The organism is Micrococcus sp. M4NT, assembly GCF_033790745.1.
Lineage (GTDB): Bacteria > Actinomycetota > Actinomycetes > Actinomycetales > Micrococcaceae > Micrococcus.
Genome location: NZ_JAMYEH010000001.1, coordinates 258,791 through 275,787, shown reverse-complemented (window position 1 = coordinate 275,787; position 16,997 = coordinate 258,791). Strand labels below are relative to the sequence as shown.

Annotated in this window: 15 protein-coding genes; 5 read left to right on the top strand and 10 right to left on the bottom strand. The window is 70.2% G+C overall.

From position 1 onward, the window contains the following. Positions 1 to 15: 15 nt before the first annotated feature. From NJC10_RS01375 to NJC10_RS01365, 3 genes are all read right to left on the bottom strand, one after another. Positions 16 to 3,612 carry a hypothetical protein gene (locus tag NJC10_RS01375; RefSeq protein ID WP_319074141.1) on the bottom strand — a complete coding sequence of 1,199 codons (3,597 nt, stop codon included), beginning with the start codon at positions 3,610 to 3,612 and terminating at the stop codon, positions 16 to 18. Positions 3,613 to 3,989: 377 nt separating this feature from the next. After that, positions 3,990 to 5,075, bottom strand: coding sequence for a redox-regulated ATPase YchF (ychF, locus tag NJC10_RS01370; protein WP_319074139.1), 1,086 nt, complete (start codon positions 5,073 to 5,075; stop codon positions 3,990 to 3,992). A 140-nt stretch (positions 5,076 to 5,215) separates the two neighbouring features. Beyond that, on the bottom strand, positions 5,216 to 5,689 hold the full coding sequence (locus NJC10_RS01365; protein ID WP_319074138.1) for an Hsp20/alpha crystallin family protein: 474 nt from the start codon (positions 5,687 to 5,689) through the stop codon (positions 5,216 to 5,218). A 176-nt stretch (positions 5,690 to 5,865) separates the two neighbouring features. Here NJC10_RS01365 and NJC10_RS01360 point away from each other — a divergent pair, with 176 nt between their 5' ends. After that, positions 5,866 to 7,095: an MFS transporter gene (locus NJC10_RS01360; RefSeq protein WP_319074137.1), complete on the top strand. Its 1,230-nt coding sequence runs from the start codon at positions 5,866 to 5,868 to the stop codon at positions 7,093 to 7,095. 81 nt (positions 7,096 to 7,176) lie between these two features. Here the strand turns inward: NJC10_RS01360 and NJC10_RS01355 are convergent, their stop codons facing one another. Further along, positions 7,177 to 7,707, bottom strand: coding sequence for an O-acetyl-ADP-ribose deacetylase (locus tag NJC10_RS01355; protein WP_319074136.1), 531 nt, complete (start codon positions 7,705 to 7,707; stop codon positions 7,177 to 7,179). 56 nt (positions 7,708 to 7,763) lie between these two features. Between NJC10_RS01355 and NJC10_RS01350 the strand changes: the two genes are divergently transcribed. Continuing rightward, positions 7,764 to 8,228 carry a hypothetical protein gene (locus NJC10_RS01350; protein ID WP_319074134.1) on the top strand — a complete coding sequence of 155 codons (465 nt, stop codon included), beginning with the start codon at positions 7,764 to 7,766 and terminating at the stop codon, positions 8,226 to 8,228. An 80-nt stretch (positions 8,229 to 8,308) separates the two neighbouring features. After that, positions 8,309 to 9,571, top strand: coding sequence for a DNA recombination protein RmuC (rmuC, locus tag NJC10_RS01345; protein WP_319074133.1), 1,263 nt, complete (start codon positions 8,309 to 8,311; stop codon positions 9,569 to 9,571). 53 nt (positions 9,572 to 9,624) lie between these two features. On the opposite strand, the gene NJC10_RS01340 is transcribed toward rmuC, so the two are convergent. The 3 genes from NJC10_RS01340 to NJC10_RS01330 form a co-directional block, all read right to left on the bottom strand. After that, positions 9,625 to 9,825 carry a hypothetical protein gene (locus tag NJC10_RS01340; protein WP_319074132.1) on the bottom strand — a complete coding sequence of 67 codons (201 nt, stop codon included), beginning with the start codon at positions 9,823 to 9,825 and terminating at the stop codon, positions 9,625 to 9,627. A gap of 181 nt (positions 9,826 to 10,006) precedes the next feature. Then, positions 10,007 to 11,119 carry a 4-hydroxy-3-methylbut-2-enyl diphosphate reductase gene (locus NJC10_RS01335; RefSeq protein ID WP_413466366.1) on the bottom strand — a complete coding sequence of 371 codons (1,113 nt, stop codon included), beginning with the start codon at positions 11,117 to 11,119 and terminating at the stop codon, positions 10,007 to 10,009. 108 nt (positions 11,120 to 11,227) lie between these two features. Beyond that, a complete protein-coding gene (locus NJC10_RS01330; RefSeq protein WP_319074130.1) occupies positions 11,228 to 12,250 on the bottom strand; it encodes a hypothetical protein in 1,023 nt (340 codons plus the stop codon). A gap of 222 nt (positions 12,251 to 12,472) precedes the next feature. Between NJC10_RS01330 and xseA the strand changes: the two genes are divergently transcribed. Together xseA and NJC10_RS01320 are read left to right on the top strand one after the other, a co-directional pair. Next, positions 12,473 to 13,774 (top strand): exodeoxyribonuclease VII large subunit, encoded by a 1,302-nt coding sequence (gene xseA, locus NJC10_RS01325; protein ID WP_319074180.1) that lies wholly within the window; start codon positions 12,473 to 12,475, stop codon positions 13,772 to 13,774. Then, on the top strand, positions 13,771 to 14,043 hold the full coding sequence (locus NJC10_RS01320) for an exodeoxyribonuclease VII small subunit (RefSeq protein ID WP_248118301.1): 273 nt from the start codon (positions 13,771 to 13,773) through the stop codon (positions 14,041 to 14,043). Before xseA ends, NJC10_RS01320 begins: the two co-directional genes overlap by 4 nt. 71 nt (positions 14,044 to 14,114) lie before the next feature. Here NJC10_RS01320 and NJC10_RS01315 read toward each other — a convergent pair whose 3' ends face one another. From NJC10_RS01315 to NJC10_RS01305, 3 genes are all read right to left on the bottom strand, one after another. After that, complete coding sequence (locus NJC10_RS01315; RefSeq protein ID WP_248118299.1) at positions 14,115 to 14,708, bottom strand: type 1 glutamine amidotransferase domain-containing protein; 594 nt, start codon at positions 14,706 to 14,708, stop codon at positions 14,115 to 14,117. A gap of 129 nt (positions 14,709 to 14,837) precedes the next feature. Then, entirely contained in the window at positions 14,838 to 15,725 is an 888-nt protein-coding gene (locus NJC10_RS01310; RefSeq protein ID WP_319074129.1) for a PPK2 family polyphosphate kinase, read from the bottom strand. Next, a complete protein-coding gene (locus NJC10_RS01305) occupies positions 15,718 to 16,959 on the bottom strand; it encodes a pyridoxal phosphate-dependent aminotransferase (RefSeq protein ID WP_298987937.1) in 1,242 nt (413 codons plus the stop codon). The genes NJC10_RS01310 and NJC10_RS01305 overlap by 8 nt, the downstream gene beginning before the upstream one ends. Positions 16,960 to 16,997 lie beyond the last annotated feature (38 nt).

Genomic DNA, 16,997 nt, shown 5'->3' with positions numbered 1-16,997 from the left:
CCCTCGCGTAATGGTTCAATAGAGTCCGCGCCGGACGCGTTCCGCGCTCTCCTCATGGCGTCTTGCCTCGCGCTCGTACGAGCCAGCTACGCGTCTAAAAAGTCTGGCCACTCGAGGCGCTTCGTCAGCGAGCGCTTCCGCCTGCACACGATATCTCTCAGCAATTTCGAGCTCTTGCTGACCACCGTCCTCTAGGCCTCGACTGGAGACGCCGCGGCTATTGACGATGTGGAGGTAGAGGCCATTCTCGATGTAATCGAGTTGCACCTCTTCGATGAGATCCCGCACGACGCAGCCCGGCCAGGTACCGTCAGCATCTGGAGGGGTGTGCCCGAGAACCTGCCCAATATGCTGCAGGCCCGCTTCGACCCGGCCACCCTCCACAAGGCCCTCCGTTGCGCTGTCAATCCAGGTTCGAAGTACTTGGGCATTCATAACGCCATTGACTAGCCCAGGCGGTGAGTCCCACGCATTGAGCAGTCGGTACGCATTGGCTGCCATGGAAGCGTCCCGCTGCCCTTCGTGAGCTTTGTCATCGGCCACTTCCTCGTCCTCATGCTTCGGCCGAGCACGGTAGACGGCGCACACAACTCCGACAAATTTCGCCGGATCCGCAGCCAAACTTTCAGAGAGCGCAGGCACTTTAGCATCGTATCCAAGCGCTGGAAGATACGCCCACTCGAGCCGGACGAGGTCGCCGGGCTCGAGATGCTCCTGCATGGCCTCGAGATAGGCAAATAACTGTTGAAAATCGTAGGTCGATAGGCCCCGAGCGTCAGCAGATTGATCTTGGTTTGACAAGAGTCCATCTAAGGCGTCCACCATGAGCTGCGCTGCCTGCGGGCGCGGTCCGTCCTTTTCGATGTGCGCGTAAGTGCACATCAGATGTAGGGCGTCGGCGTGTCGGCCAGCTTGGATCAATCGATCGGCCACCTCGTCAATCTTGTCGAAGTCTTGGCCCAAGCCGAATGGTTGGAAGGCCGCCCAGTACCCGGTCTCAACCTCCGGATCCTCAGCCGCCAAAGCCCATGCCTCCGGTAGGTTGCCACGGGCAACAAGCAGGAGTCGAACACGCTGATTAACGGTGAGGTCGTCCCGTTCAAGCAAGCCTGTGATGAGTTCGAAACCTTCGAGGACATAGCGACCTGAGAAGTACGACATCGCCGTGCTGACGAGATCGTCGTCCTCAGACGCAAGCCAAAGCAGAATTTCAGCGTCGCGGAACAAGCCCGCATTCGCGAGCGCGCTGCCAACGGCCCCGGCTACAGATGCGTCGCGTGCCAGTCTCTCGATGGCGTCGAATCCCCCCTCGGCTTCGATCTCCTTAACAGCTGCGCTGCGTCGATGTCCAAGCTCTCGCTCAAAGCCTTGGTAGTCATCACTTCTGCGAGCGCCTACATACGGGGTCCACGACTGGAAAAGTCCAACCAATCGGAGGTATGCGGATTTAGGCTCATAACGCGCGGCCAGCGCATCAAGCTTGACCAGCTCCTCGTCGGGGAGCGCCCACGCAGCGTCCGGAAACTCGCGATGGCGGCCGATAAGGTTCACGAGTGCTCGCCACACAGCGTCCTGGAAGTCAGTCGCACACTCCGGCTGGTCGGCCATCGAACTAAGCGCAGCCACCACACGTTCTCGATCTGCGGATGACAAATCTGAAGTGTGAGCAAGGATCGTTGACCAGCGCTGTGCATCTTCACCAGCATCCTCGATGCAGCGCTCAACCGCGGCGGTCGTCATCCTCCAAATCTCGCCGTATGTCACCGACTGCTTGTCCGGCTTCCAGGGTCGGAACGCTGGTGAGCTGATCGGAACGTGCATCCCATGACGCTCCGGAAGCATGCTGGTCTCCAGCTTCCAAGCGGCGCCGGGATGCCTATGGCGCAGCGCATCAAGGGCTGCAATTCGCCGGCCGGGATCAACGGAGTTATTAGGATGCCACGGGCGGAATAGCGCAGCCAGCGAGGCGGCGGGACGGTTTATTATCCGGCCACCTGGATCTATCTCGTCCAAACGGGCCAGGAGATCGACGGCACGGCCGAAGTGACCAGGGGACCAGGATACACACTCAAGCGCCCATAGCAAATGGCAGTGGGGAGTGCCGCCCGATAACAACCCTAATTCTTCCGCGGCGTCCTGGAACATGGTCGATAACAAAGGATCGTCGCCGGCTGCTGCTGCGCCGACCGCATCAAGGAAGGCGTCGGGCGCGGCCTCAGCGAGCAGTGGCAAAAGGTCCGCGATCGACTGCCACGCTTGCCCGGTGTCGTCTCCTGAGGCCCATTCGAGCAACTTAGCGACTAAGTGATTTGCGAAGTCTGAACCCGTTGCCCCGGCCGACAAAGTGACGGTTCCGCCGTAAATTGCCAAAAGGGCCAGAGACTGAGCAATACCACGGCGAAGGTCGCCCGAATAGCGGCGAGTCCTGCCTTCGATCGTTGCTCGCCACCGTTCTTCACGTGGAAGCTCGAGGGCCGGATCGCCCTCTGCGAGAACCATCTCGACGATGGCCTCGAATCGCTTCATGTCGTCGTGGGTCAGCTTCGACACCAACAGCATCCACGCGTCTACTGGCGAGACAAGATGCCAGGCTCCGTCAGTATGGATCGCCAGAGGGTCGATGGGACCGTCGGCAATCCCGGCGATATCTTCTCTAAAGGATTCGTAGTCGGTTCCCGCGAGCGCCTCGAGGATCGAGCGATCCCCTTCTACGTTGTCCCCCCAAGAGCCAGCCAACAGGATTGAGCGGAAGCTTCGGGATGGACTCGCGTCGGCCCAGGCAGGTCGATGCAGGACGGCCTTGACGGCCAGGTTTCGACGCAACCCGGTCAAGCTTCGACGTGCGAGTCTACCGAGTGCGTCGGCCTTGTCTCTGTCCGTGACCCCGGCACTTGTCAGTGCGGCTGCCACCTCGGCGGCGCCTAGCGCCGGAAGCGTGATATCGGAGCCTTCAGTGAATATAACCGGCACGCAAAAATTGTGTACAGTACCAGCGGGTATCGCCCTTGCCAGCTCGGGTGTGCACGGGACCAGGATCAGCGGTTGGGACGAGCCCGTCAACTGCCTCCATGTGGATACATCGTCAACGAATGCCAGCCGCGCTAGCATCTGCCCCTTGCCTTGTTCTTCGTGGTGGACGGCGATCGCAGCGATAAAGGCGCATGCCTCCTCCATGGATGCGCCAGCAACCGTCGTGACGGAACCGGATGAAGCTAGCCGTCCTTCGAGGGCCTTTGCAGCGTCAGACCGACCAGCAAGTACGATTTCCGGCGTCAATGCCGGATTGGTTTGTGCTGCCCAGTCGCGCCACCATGACAGGCCGGTACGAAGACCATATGGCGAGAGCCCGAGTTCCTCCGAGAACCACGCCCACGTGATTGGCGCCGCCTCAAGCCAGGACTCCACGTCGTCTAGTCCAAGGGCCTTGACGTCTCTCCAGACGTTGTCGCTCCGCTTGCTTGCAGCCCATCTGGCCCGTGTCGTCCAAGGACGCAGGATCGCTTCCACATAAGTGCAGTCTGATGTCGAAGTCGCATATGGAGCGTCTATTCGCTTGGTGTAGTCCTTGTCGGCCTTGGAGTTGGGGCTGGAATCGACTGACAGTTCCCACACGGACAAGCCGTCCGGAACCCAAGCCGTCGCTTTCGCCGTCCGGACTGAACCGTCCCAATCGCCAGCCGCCACCCCGTCGCCCGCGGGCATCCCAAGTTCGACCAGGCCTGGCGTGGTTTCCAGGATGAGGCGTCGCACTAGACGTGGGAACTCGGACTGCGAGGAGCGTGTGTCAGCCCAGCTCCGCAGCTGGTTTCGGTCGACGTATCCCACTTTGTTCTTCATGGCTACGATCTCCGATCGAGTACAACCTGGTCCTCACACTCAGTGGGCAGCCCAGGTCCGACCTAGGCGAATATTGCGCCAGGAAGACTCCCACTAATCAATCGAGTGCTCCGGCTTAAATAAATCGGCAAATACTCTCCTATAGGAGAATTTTACACGTTGAACCGGAACTCCACCACGTCCCCGTCCTTCATCACGTACTCCTTGCCCTCCATGCGCACCTTGCCCGCGGCCTTCGCCTCGGCCATGGAGCCGGCGGCCACGAGGTCGTCGAAGGAGACGATCTCGGCCTTGATGAAGCCGCGCTGGAAGTCGGTGTGGATCACGCCGGCGGCCTCGGGCGCCGTCGCGCCGACGGGGATGGTCCACGCGCGCGTCTCCTTCGGCCCCGCCGTCAGATACGTCTGCAGGCCGAGCGTTGAGAAGCCGACGCGAGCCAGCTGGTCCAGCCCGGACTCGTCCTGGCCGTTCATCTCCAGCATCTCGCGGGCCTCGTCCTCGGAGAGCTCCACGAGGTCGGACTCCAGCTTGGCGTCCAGGAACACGGCCTGAGCGGGAGCCACCAGGTCGCGCAGCTCCTGCTGCCTGGCCTCGTCCCCCAGCACGCCGTCGTCCGAGTTGAACACGTAGATGAACGGCTTGGCGGTGAGCAGGCTCAGCTCCCGCAGCCGGTCCATGTCCAGCTTGTCCTTGTCCTTCGCCGCGAAGATCGTCTCGCCCCGCTCCAGCACCGCGAGCGCGGCCTTGAGCGCCTCGAGGTCGGCGGGCTCCTTCTTCTTGCCCTTGACCTCCTTCTCGACGCGCGGGATCGCCTTCTCCACGGTCTGCATGTCCGCGATGATCAGCTCGGTGTTGATGGTCTCCATGTCCGAGGCCGGGTCCACCTTGCCGTCCACGTGGACGACGTCGCCGTCGTCGAACGCGCGCACCACCTGGGCGATCGCGTGGGCCTCGCGGATGTTCGCCAGGAACTGGTTGCCCAGGCCCTCCCCCTCGGAGGCGCCCTTCACGATGCCGGCGATGTCCACGAAGGACACCGTCGCCGGCAGGATGCGCTCGGAGCCGAAGATCTCGGCCAGCTGGGGCAGCCGCTCGTCCGGCAGGTTCACCACGCCCACGTTCGGCTCGATCGTCGCGAACGGGTAGTTCGCCGCGAGCACGGTCTGGCGCGTCAGCGCGTTGAACAGGGTCGACTTGCCCACGTTGGGCAGTCCCACGAATCCGATAGTCAAAGCCACGCATCGAGTCTACCGGCGGCTCCGTCTCCCATCGGCATGGCAACGGGGCCGCTCCCCGAAGGGAACGGCCCCGTCCACGTGGTCGCGCGGCACGACGCCGTCGTGTCGCCTCGCGCGGGCGGTTCACCGCCGCCGGTGCGTCACTCGCCGGAGGTCTCCTGCTCCCCCGCGCCGGGCTCGTTCTCCACGGTCTCCCCGGAGATCTGGGTGGCGGCACCGGAGTGCTTCACGTCGATCTTGCGCGGCTTGGCCTGCTCGGCCACCGGAATGGTCAGCGTCAGCACGCCGTCGGCGTAGTCCGCCTCCACCTGGTCCAGGGCGAGGCCGCGGCCCAGGGTCAGCTGGCGGGCGAAGGCGCCGGCGGAACGCTCACGGGTCAGCCACTGGCGACCCTCGCCGTCGGACTTCTCCTTGCGCTCGGCGCGGATGGTGAGCGTGCGCTCCTCCACGTCCACGTCGATCGAGCTCGGGTCCACGCCCGGCAGCTCCACCTCGGCGACGAACCGGTCGCCCTCCCGGTAGAGGTTCATGGGCATCGAGCCCTGGCCGGCCACGCGCGCGATGCCGTTCATGAAGCGGTCCATCTCACGGAAGGGATCAACAGTACGAGCCATCATTCACTCCTCGTCAGTGTGGTGCGGCCGCTCCCGGTGAGCGGCGTCCGCCCGGTGCAACGCTCGTCCCCCCGCGGGTATTCCGCGAACCTGAGTCACTCTCGCTCAGGTCCTCACGCCGCACCCACGGTCTACCCTGACGGCGTACCCGCCCCGCCGCCGGAGAGGTCCCTCCCATGCTCAGCGTCCTGCGCCAGCCCACCTACGCGCGGCTGTTCGGCGCGCAGGTCATCGCGCTGCTCGGAACCGGCCTGCTCACCGTGGCGCTGGGCCTGCTCGCCTACGACATCGCGGGCGCGGACGCCGGCGTCGTGATGGGCACCGTCATGGCCGTCAAGATGATCGCGTATGTGCTCATCTCCCCTGTCACCACGGCGCTCGTCGCCCGCCTGCCTGCGCGCCCCGTCCTGATCGGCGCGGACTTGGTGCGGGCCGCCGTCGCGCTCTCCCTGCCGTTCGTCACCGAGGCGTGGCAGACGTACGCGCTGGTGTTCCTGCTGCAGTCCGCCTCGGCCACGTTCACCCCCACGTTCCAGGCCGTGATCCCCACCGTGCTCCCCGAGGAGCGGGAGTACACCCGCGCGCTCTCCCTCTCCCGCCTCGCCTACGACGTCGAGTCCCTCGTCAGCCCCCTGCTCGCCGCCGCCCTCCTGACAGCGATGAGCTACCACAGCCTCTTCGTGGGCACCGTGGTCGGCTTCCTCGCCTCAGCGGCGCTCGTGGCCTCAGCCCGCTTCCCCGCGGTGCAGGCCCCCGCCCCCGCGCCCTTCCTGGACCGGCTCACCCGGGGCACGCGCCTCTTCCTGGCCTCCCCCGAGCTGCGGGGGCTGCTCGGCCTCAACCTCGTGGTCGCCACGACGACGGCCATGGTCATCGTCAACACCGTCGTCCTCGTGCAGGCCGAGCTGGGCCGGCCGCAGGAGGACGTCGCGCTGCTGCTGACCGCGCACGGCGTCGGCTCCATGCTCGTGGCCCTGACCCTGCCGTCCTGGCTCGACCGTGTTCCCGACCGCCGTGTCATGCTCGCCGGCGCCGCTGCCCTGCCCCTGCTCTTGCTGGCCGGCGTCGGTGCGCTCGTGGGGATGGAGGGCACGGCACGGTGGGCCGCGCTGCTCACGGTCTGGGCCCTGCTGGGCGCGGCCACCTCTGCCGTGCTCACCCCGTCCGCCCGACTGCTGCGCCGAGGCAGCACGGAGCAGGACCGCCCCGCCGTCTTCGCCGCGCAGTTCTCCCTCTCCCACGCGTGCTTCCTGCTGACCTATCCGCTCGCGGGGATCCTCGGCGCGTCCCTCGGCCTGGCCGCGGTGGGCCTGGTGCTGGTCGGGATCGGTGCGCTCGGACTGGCGTTCGGGGCGGCCTCCTGGCGCGGGCTCGCTCCGCGCCGCCCCGCTCCCGCGCACCCATGACATCCGTCATGCCCACCTCCTGGCGGCGGCGACGACGACGCACGGGCAGGTGGCCGTCGTCGCGCGGGACCGCGGCGGGCTCTAGGGGCGGACCACGGCGAGCGCCGTGCGGAAGGCCTGCTCCGCCTTCTCGCCGTACGGCACGAAGATCACCTCGCGCACGGTGTGTCCCACCTCGTCCGCCATGGCATCGGAGGTCTCGACGGCGATGCGCGCGGCGTCGTCCATGGGCCAGCCGTAGACGCCCGCGGAGATGGCGGGGAACGCCACGGTCTCCGCCCCCAGTTCCCTCGCCACCCGCAGCGACTCGCGGTAGCAGGAGGCCAGCGTGTCCGACTTGTCGATGGTCTTCGCCCACGTGGGCCCCACCGTGTGGATGACCCAGCGCGCGGGCAGGCGCCCCGCCGTCGTCGCCACGGCCTGACCGGCGGGCAGCCCGTCCTTCAGCGTGGTCTCCCGCAGGCGGCGGCACTCGGCGAGGATCTCCGGGCCGCCCCGGCGGTGGATGGCGCCGTCCACGCCGCCCCCGCCGAGGAGGCGGGAGTTGGCCGCGTTCACGACGGCGTCGGCTGCGGTGGCGGTGATGTCCCCGGGGGCGATGACCAGCTTCATGCGTGCCACCGTAGGGGCCTGGGCGAGCCCCGGACAGGGCCGGTAGCCTCGGGCCGGTGAGCTCCGCCGATCAGAACCCCGCCGCCCAGTCCCCCGCCGCCGCCCCGCCCACCCCGCCGTCCGCGGCGATGCTTCCCCTCATCACGCTGGGCGTGGAGCACGTCTTCGACACGCTCTCCTCGCAGCCCGTCTTCCACCCCACCATCCTGGCCGTGACGGCCGAGGGGATGCAGGGGATGTGGACCCACCCGGACCTCACGCCTGAGGGGGCGGCGCAGGCCGTGGCCGAGCTCGTGCCGCGCCCCGAGCGCGCCGTCGCCGTGTTCGACGGCGAGGTGGAGACGCCGGACGGGCCGCGGCCCGCCGTCGCCGTCGAGGCGTTCGAGGCGGGGTCGCTGACCTCGGTGCGCGTGATCGTCCGCTACCTCCCCGGCGTGCCCGCGGCGGGTCTGGACGCGCAGGTCGAGGGCGATCCGGAGGTGGCCGCCAACGGCCCGAACCCCCTGTTCGGCGCGTTCTGAGGGCCCTGCCGCGGGGATCTGGGGCCGCCGCGCCGCGTGGCGGCCTTACCGTGTCCGCTCCACCTGGGACAGTGGTCCGCATGGAAAACCTGAGTCTCCTGCTGGCCCTGCTGCTCGGCCTCGTCCTGGGCGCCCTGCTGGGCGCATGGCTCGTGTGGCGCCGTCTGAGCGGCGGCACCGGCGAGGCGGCGCACGTGCGGCGAGAGCTGGACGCGCTGCGCACCGAGCACCAGAGCGCACGCGAGGAGCTGGCCGCCGTGCGCGCGGAGAACCGCGCCGTCACCGCCCAGCGCAGTGAGGACGCGGAACGCGCCCAGGCCGAGTCCCGCGTGCTGAGCACCCTCGCCCCGCTCGGCCAGCAGCTGGCCTCCCTGCAGAAGCAGGTGAGCGTGCTCGAGCGGGACCGCGTGGAGCAGTTCGGCCAGCTCGGCGAGCAGCTGCGCGTGGCCGCCGCCACGGACCGGGACCTGCTCAACCAGACCACCTCGCTCATGGCCACGCTGAAGTCCACCTCGGCACGCGGGCACTGGGGAGAGGCGCAGCTGCGCCGCGTGGTGGAGGCGGCGGGCATGCTGCACCACGTGGACTTCTCCGAGCAGACCACCATCGTCGGCACCGAGGGCGAGCGGCTGCGGCCGGACCTCGTGGTGTCCCTGCCCGGAGGCAAGTCCCTGGCCGTGGACGCCAAGGCCCCGCTCGGGGACGCGCTCGCCGCCGAGGCCCTCGCGGACGAGCCGGGAGAGGAGGCCGCCGAGCGTCGCCGGGCATTGGCCGCACAGCACGCCGCCGCCGTGCGCCGGCACGTGGACCAGCTGGCCGCGAAGTCGTACTGGTCCGGTCTCAGCCACTCACCCGAGCTCGTGCTGTGCTTCCTGCCGGCCGAGTCCTTGCTCGCCGCGGCCCTGGACGCGGACGGCGGCCTGCTGGACCACGCCTTCTCCAAGAACGTGGCGCTCGTGGCGCCGGTGTCCCTGCTGACCGCGCTGAAGTCCGTGGCGTACGCGTGGCGGCAGGATCGGCTCGCGGAGAACGCCCAGTTCATCGTCACGAGCGCACGCGAGCTCTACGACCGGCTCGGCACCCTCGGCTCCCACCTGGACCGCATGGGCGGGTCGCTGAAGACCACGGTGGACCGGTACAACCAGCTCGTCGGCACGGTCGAGTCCCGGGTCCTCCCCTCGGCGCGCAAGCTGCGGGAGGCCGACCCGGGGCTGCCACCCACCGCAGGCATCCGCACGCTCGAGTCGGCGCCCCGGGTGCTCTCCGCCCCGGAGCTGGTGGAAGGGCTGGGCATGGAGGGGCTCAGCGAGGACGACGGATTCGGCGGCCGCCGCGCCGGGTGAGGCGTCGGAGCGTGCCGGGCAGACCCCTCGGCCCGTGGGCAATCGGCGCCGCGTCAGTGCCCCGTCGCCGGCCCCGCCGCCAGCAGCGCTCGCAGGGCAGTCAGGCCCCGGGTGGTGAGCTGGTCGAGCGTGCCGTCGTTGGCCAGCACCACGCCCTCCTCGTCCGGACCGAGCGGCTCCAGGGTGGCGATCTGCGCGTCCAGCAGGGCGGCCGGCATGAAGTGGCCGCGACGGCCGCGCATCCGCGTGGCCACGGGTGCCGGTCCGCGTCCGTCAGCGGCGTCCCGGCGGCCATGAGGGCCTTCGCCTCCGGTGAATGCAGGTCGTCGGCCTCCTCGAACGGGGCCCCCCAGGCGCTGCGCGAGCCGCGTCGCCAGGGCCGTCTTCCCCGAGCCGGAGACGCCCATGACCACCACGGCCGTCCCGGCGAGCGGTTCAGGCATCCCCACGGCGATGCCCGCCGAGGGAGCGGGACTCGTCCCCGGCCTTCTTCAGCTCGGCACGCAGCTCCTTGGGCAGGGAGAAGATGATGTCCTCCTCGGCCGTGACCACCTCGTCCACCTGCGCGTAGCCGTAGTCCGCGAGGAGCGCGAGCACGTCCTGCACGAGCACCTCGGGCACGGACGCGCCGGAGGACAGCCCCACCGTCGCCACTCCCTCGAACCACGCCTCGTCGATCTGGCTGGCGAAGTCCACGCGCTCGGCGCGCGAAGCGCCGTACTCGAAGGCGACCTCCTTCAGGCGCACCGAGTTCGAGGAGTTGGCCGATCCCACGATGATGACCAGGTCGCACTCCGGGGAGATCAGCTTGATCGCCGCCTGCCGGTTGGACGTGGCGTAGCAGATGTCGTCCGAGGGCGGGTCCTGCAGGTTCGGGAAGCGCTCGCGCAGCACCGCGACGATCTCGAGGGCCTCGTCCACGGAGAGCGTGGTCTGCGAGAGCCAGATGAGGTTGTCCGGGTCGTCCACCTGGACGGTGCGGGCCTCCGCGACGTCGTTGATCACCGTGGTGTGCTCGGGTGCCTCGCCGTACGTGCCCTCGACCTCTTCGTGGCCCTCGTGGCCGATCAGCAGGATGTGCTTGTCCTGACGGGCGAAGCGCACCGCCTCGCGGTGCACCTTCGTGACCAGCGGGCACGTGGCGTCGATGGTCTCCAGGTTGCGCTCGGCGGCCTCGGCCACCACGGCCGGGGAGACGCCGTGCGCGGAGAACACGGTGAGGGCGCCGTCCGGCACCTGGTCCAGCTCGTCCACGAACACCACGCCGCGCTCGGTCAGGGTGTCCACCACGTGGCGGTTGTGCACGATCTCCTTGCGCACGTACACGGGGGCGCCGTGGTGCTCCAGGGCCTTCTCCACGGCGACGACGGCGCGGTCCACGCCGGCGCAGTAGCCGCGCGGGGCGGCGAGCATCACGCGCTTCGGGCCGGTGACGGGCGCGGCGGCCTCCACCTCGGCGCGGGAGCGGCGCGTGCGCGGCACCTGCGGCATGCCGAGGCCGACGGCGGACGGGCGGGTGGCGGCAGCGGTGACGGACATGCCCCCCATGGTATCGGCCCGTGGCCCGGCCCCTCCGGGTGGGCGGGGCGTCCGCTCAGCGCGAAGGCGGCGACGCCGTCCGGACCGCGCCCCGCGGCCGCTCAGGGCCGTCCTGGCTCACCGGCGGGTGCGACCACGCGTGAGGGCCAGCTCGAGGAGGAACACCACCACGCCGACCCCGAGCGTGATCCAGGCCGCCGTCGTGAGGGTCGCCGCGTAGGGGGTCAGGGCCGTGTCGATCGCCGGGCGCAGGGCACGCTGGGCCTCCACCGCGAGGTGGGCGACGCCGTCGGCGACGCCGTCGGGCGCCACCACGGAGAACGCGTCGGAGCGGGTCGCGTTGCCCAGCAGCATCCCGCCGACGAGCATCACGGCGCCCGCGAGCGCGATCGAGGGGCCCCGCCACCGCGGCCGGGCCAGCACGAGGGCCGCGAGGAGGAGGAGCCCGGCCGCCACCGCGGCCCACCTCCAGTGCGCGGAGGCGGCGGCCCACCACGCGACGGTGGAGCGGTCCACGTCCTTCAGGGAGTCGACCGTGACGGTCATGGTGAGGTCGGTGCTGTCCCTCAGCTCGGCGGCGCGGTCGTACATGGGGGCGATCACGGTGTCCGCGGCCCAGTCCCCGAAGTCCGTGCCCGTCACGGCCTCGAGGATCCCCTGGCCGGGCACGTCGAGCTCGTTGCGGCGCAGGCGCGTCTCGATGTCGCCGAGCGCCGCCGCGACGCCGGACTGCGCCACCGGGCCGAAGGGGACGGTGAAGTCCCCTCCGGGCACGAAGCCCTCGGTCCCCCGGGCGTCCTTGAGGTCCAGCAGCCATGCGCGTCGCGCCTCGTCCGCGGTGTCGGACCAGCCCTGCACCACGCTGGGATCCTGCGCCACGTTCTGCGCCACGGGCCGGATCAGGTCCTCCACGGCCTGCGTGAGCGGGTCCGGGACCTCCTCCGGCACCAGGTCCTCCACCGCCCCGGTGACGGCGCCGGGGATCGCGGCGCGCACCTGCTCGTCCGAGGCCACCTGCTCGGCGACGCCCCGGACCAGCTCGGGCCGGTGGGCGGCCTCGTCCACCAGCGCACCGGCGGTGGCGAGCACGGCGGACAGTCCGGCGAGGAGGGCCAGGAGGAGGGCGAGGAGCGAGCGCATGGGCGGGACCTTCCGGTGCGGGCGAGGACGACCGACGGCGGCGTGCGGCGGCACGGACGGGCCGGGCGTTACTGTGTCCGAGGGTACTGACACACTCGGGACGTGTCCCCGGCGGGCCCGCCCGCCCGAGGCGTCCGCCGCCGTCGTCCCGCCGCGCCGGCACCCCAGCGGCCCGAGACAGGAGATCCCGTGGAACCCCAGCGCCCCGAGACCGGCCCCGCCCTGACCGCAGCGTCCGGCGCGCCCGGCCCGGTGGACGTGCCCGCGCTCGCTTCGGAGACCTCCGCCGAGCGGCCCTGGCCGCTGCGCCGGCTCTCGGAGAACCTGAAGATCCACATCGAGCGGGCCCCGGCCACGTGGATCGAGGGCCAGCTGATCGAGTACAAGAACAACCGCGGCAACGTGTACATGACCATGCGGGACCTCGAGGAGGAGTACTCCCTGCCGGTCACCGCGTGGCGCACGGTGGCCATGGGGTTCGAGGGCACGGTGCAGCAGGGCTCGCGCGTCGTCGCCCGGGTGAAGCCGAGCTTCTGGACGAAGGGCGGCCGGCTCTCCATGGTGGTGCAGGAGATGCGCCCGGTCGGCCTGGGAGACCTGCTGGCCCGCGTGGAGCTGCTGCGCCGCCGCCTGGGCGAGGAGGGGCTGCTGGACGCCTCCCGCAAGCGGGCCCTCCCCCTGCTGCCCGGCGTCATCGGGCTCATCACCGGCCGGGACTCGGACGCGAAGAAGGACGTGCTGCGCAACACCCAGCTGCGCTGGCCCGCCGCGCGGTTCGAGGTCCGCGAGGTGGCGGTCCAGGGCCCGGAGGCGCCCCGCCAGGTGGCGGCGGCCCTGGCGGAGCTGGACGCCCGTCCGGACGTGGACGTCATCGTGATCGCCCGCGGCGGCGGCGCCCTCGAGGAGGTCATCCTGCCGTTCTCGGACGAGGCCCTCGTGCGCGCCGTCGCGGCGGCCCGCACCCCGGTGGTCTCCGCGATCGGCCATGAGGCGGACCGCCCGGTGCTGGACGACGTCGCAGACCTGCGCGCCTCCACGCCCACGGACGCCGCGAAGCGGATCGTGCCGGACGCGGCCGTGGAGTCGGCCGGCGTGGCGGACGCACGGCACCGGCTGGCCGCCGCCGTCGAGCGCCGCGTGGTGCGGGAGGGCGAGGGCCTGGCGCAGCTGCGCTCCCGTCCCGTCCTCGCCGATCCCAGGGTGATGGTGGACCGGCGCGAGGAGGACCTGCACACGTGGCGGGAGCGCGCCCGGCGCTCCACCGGGCACCGCCTCACGCTGGAGCGGGACGCCGTGGCGCACCTGGTGGCCCGGGTGCGCTCCCTCTCCCCGCAGCAGACCCTGGACCGCGGGTACGCCGTGGTCCAGCACGCCGGCCACCTGGTGCGCGACGCCGCACAGGTGGCCCCCGGAGACACCCTCGACGTCCTCGTGGCCGCGGGCCGCATGGCCGCCGAGGTCACGCACACCACACCGGCGGCGCCTGCCGCAGGCCCCGCCCCCACCCCCCAGGAGCAGTCATGACGGAGCAGAGCAGCACCCCCCACGCCGCCCCGGTGGAGGGCTTCGCCGGAGCGGACACCTCGGACGTGGCCGCCATGAGCTACGAGCGCGCCCGCGCCGAGCTCGTGGAGACCGTGTCCCGGCTCGAGGCCGGCGGCGCCGGGCTCGAGGAGTCCCTCGCCCTCTGGGAGCGCGGCGAGGCCCTGGCCGCGCGCTGCCAGGCCTGGCTCGACGGCGCCCGCGCGCGGCTCGACCAGGTGCGCGGCACCGCGGACGCCGCCCAGGACTGAGCCGGCCACGGACGACGGCGCCCCGCACCGGGAGGGTGCGCGGCGCCGTCGGTGTGCTCAGCGGGGCGGGCTCAGACGGACTGGCCCTCGTGCCTGCCCTCGGCGAGCTCCTCGACGAGCTTGGCGTTGAAGGCGTCCAGGTCGCCCGGGTTGCGGGAGGTGGTCAGGCCGGAGTCGACCACGACCTCCTTGTCCACCCACGTGGCGCCGGCGTTCTTCAGGTCCGTCTTGAGGGAGGCGTAGCTGGTCAGCTCGCGGCCCTCGACGACGCCGGCGTCGATCAGCGTCCAGGGCGCGTGGCAGATGGCGGCCACGGGCTTGTGCTGGGCGAAGAAGTCGCGCACGAACGCCAGCACGTCCTCGTCGCCGCGCAGGGCGTCGGCGTTCAGGGTGCCGCCGGGCATGACGAGGCCGGCGAAGTCCTCGGCCTTGGCCTCGGAGACGTGGAGGTCCACGGGGAAGGAATCGCCGTGCTCCCAGTCCTGCTTCATCGCGGTGACCGTCTCCTTCTCGAGCGAGACGAGGCTGGGGGTGCCGCCGGCGGCCAGCACTGCCTCCCACGGGGAGGTGAGCTCGACCTGCTCGACGCCCTTGGTGGCGAGGAAGGCGACCTTCTTGCCGGTGAGCGGCGCCGTGGTCTCGGTCTGCTGGGTGGTGTCCGTCATGGTCTGCATCCCTTCGTTCTGCGGTGGCGCGCCGTCGGAATGGCGCCTGGTCCACCATAGGCACGCTCCCCGGGGGTGGTGGCAAGGGGCGCCGCCCCGCGGGCGGGGATCAGCCGACCGCGGGCGGTGTCAGCCTGCGGCGAGGCGGCGGCGCTGCTCCTCGACGTCGAAGTCAGCCTCGGGCCAGGTCAGCTCGAGGCCCTGGAGCGTCTCGATGAGCAGCTCCTGCACCGCGAGGCGGGCGTACCACTTGCGGTCCGCCGGCACCACGAACCACGGGGCCGCCTCGGTGTCCGTCCGCTCCATCGCGATGCGGTAGGCGTCCATGTAGGCGTCCCAGTGCGCGCGCTCGTCGACGTCCCCGGGGTTGAACTTCCAGTGCTTCTCGGGCTCGTCCAGGCGCGCCTCGAGCCGCTCGCGCTGCTCCTCCTTCGAGATGTGCAGCATCACCTTGACGATCCGCGTGCCGCCGGCCGTGATCTCCTCCTCGAACGCGCGGATGAGCCCGTAGCGCTCCTCCACCGTGGCCAGGGGCGAGAGTCCGCGGACGCGGTGGACCAGCACGTCCTCGTAGTGGGAGCGGTCGAAGACCGCGAGGAAGCCCGGCTCGGGCAGGTGCGGGCGGATGCGCCACAGGAAGTCGTGCGCGCGCTCCTCCTGCGTGGGCGCCTTGAAGGCCGCGACGTCCACGCCCTGCGGGTCCATCGCGCCCACCACGTGCCGCATGATGCCGCCCTTGCCCGCGGTGTCCATGGCCTGCACCACGAGCAGCACGGACGGCGCCGGCCCCGCCGCGTCCGCGCGCGTGGACTGCGCGAAGAGGAGCTCCTGGAGCCGGGTCAGCTCCTCGGAGCGGGTGGCCAGCGCCGCCTTGCCGTCCGCCTTGTCCCCGTCGAATCCGGGCGTGGCGTGGGGGTCGACGTCGGCCAGGGGCGGCACCGCCCCGTCCGCGGCGCGGGCGCGCAGGGCACGCCGCAGCGGCTCGGCGAAGGGGCTCAGGATGGCGTGATCAGGCATGGCTCTCCCTCCACTCCTCGAGGAAGTCCTCCAGGCGGTCCAGGGCCACCTCCAGGTCCTCCACGCTCGGGAGCGTGACGAGCCGGAAGTGGTCGGTGTGCGGGTAGTTGAAGGCGCCGCCGTGGGAGACGAGGATCTTCTTCGCCCGCAGCAGCTCGATGACGAACCTCTCGTCGTCGTCGATCCGGTAGACCTCCGGGTCCAGGCGCGGGAACAGGTAGAGCGCGCCGTGCGCGGGCTGCACCGAGACGCCGGGGATCTCGTTGAGCCGCTTCTGCGCGAGGTTGCGCTGCTCCAGCAGGCGGCCGCCGGGCAGCACGAGGTCGTTGATGGACTGGTAGCCGCCGAGCGCCACCTGGATGGCGTGCTGCGCCGGCACGTTGGCGCACATGCGCATGTTCGCCAGGAGCGTCAGGCCCTCGAGGAAGTCGCGGGCGCGGTGCTTGGGCCCGGAGACGGCCACCCAGCCGGAGCGGAACCCGGCCACGCGGTACGCCTTGGACAGGCCGGAGAAGGTGAGGGTGAGGACGTCGTCGGAGAGGCCGGCCGCGTTGATGTGGCGGGCGCCGTCATAGGTGATCTTCTCGTAGATCTCGTCCGCCATGAGCACGAGGTGGTGGCGGCGGGCCACGTCGATCAGCCCGTTCAGCACGGCGCGGGAGTAGACCGCGCCCGTCGGGTTGTTGGGGTTGATGACCACGATGCCCTTGGTGCGCTCCGTGATGAGCGACTCGATGTGCTCCAGGTCCGGCTCCCAGCCCTGCTCCTCGATGCAGCGGTAGTGCACCGCGCGGCCGCCGGCCAGGGTCGTCGCCCCCGTCCACAGCGGGTAGTCGGGCGAGGGGATGAGGATCTCGTCGCCGTCGTCCACGAGGGCCTGGAGGACCATGGAGATCATCTCGGACACGCCGTTGCCGATGTAGACGTCCTCGACGCCGATGTCCCGGATGCCGCGGGACTCGTAGTACTGGGACACCGCGGTGCGCGCCGAGTAGACGCCCTTGGAGTCGGAGTAGCCCTGCGCGTGCGGCAGGTGCTGGTACATGCCCTGCAGGATCGTGTCCGGGGCCTCGAAGCCGAACGGCGCCGGATTGCCGATGTTCAGCTTCATGATCCGGTGCCCGGCGGCCTCCATGCGCTGCGCCTCCTCCAGGATGGGGCCGCGCACGTCGTAGCGGACGTTGAGCAGCTTGGAGGACTGACGGATCTGTCGCGGGTCGCCGGAGGAAGCCATGCGCTCCATGATGGCACTCGGCCGACCGGGCCGGAACA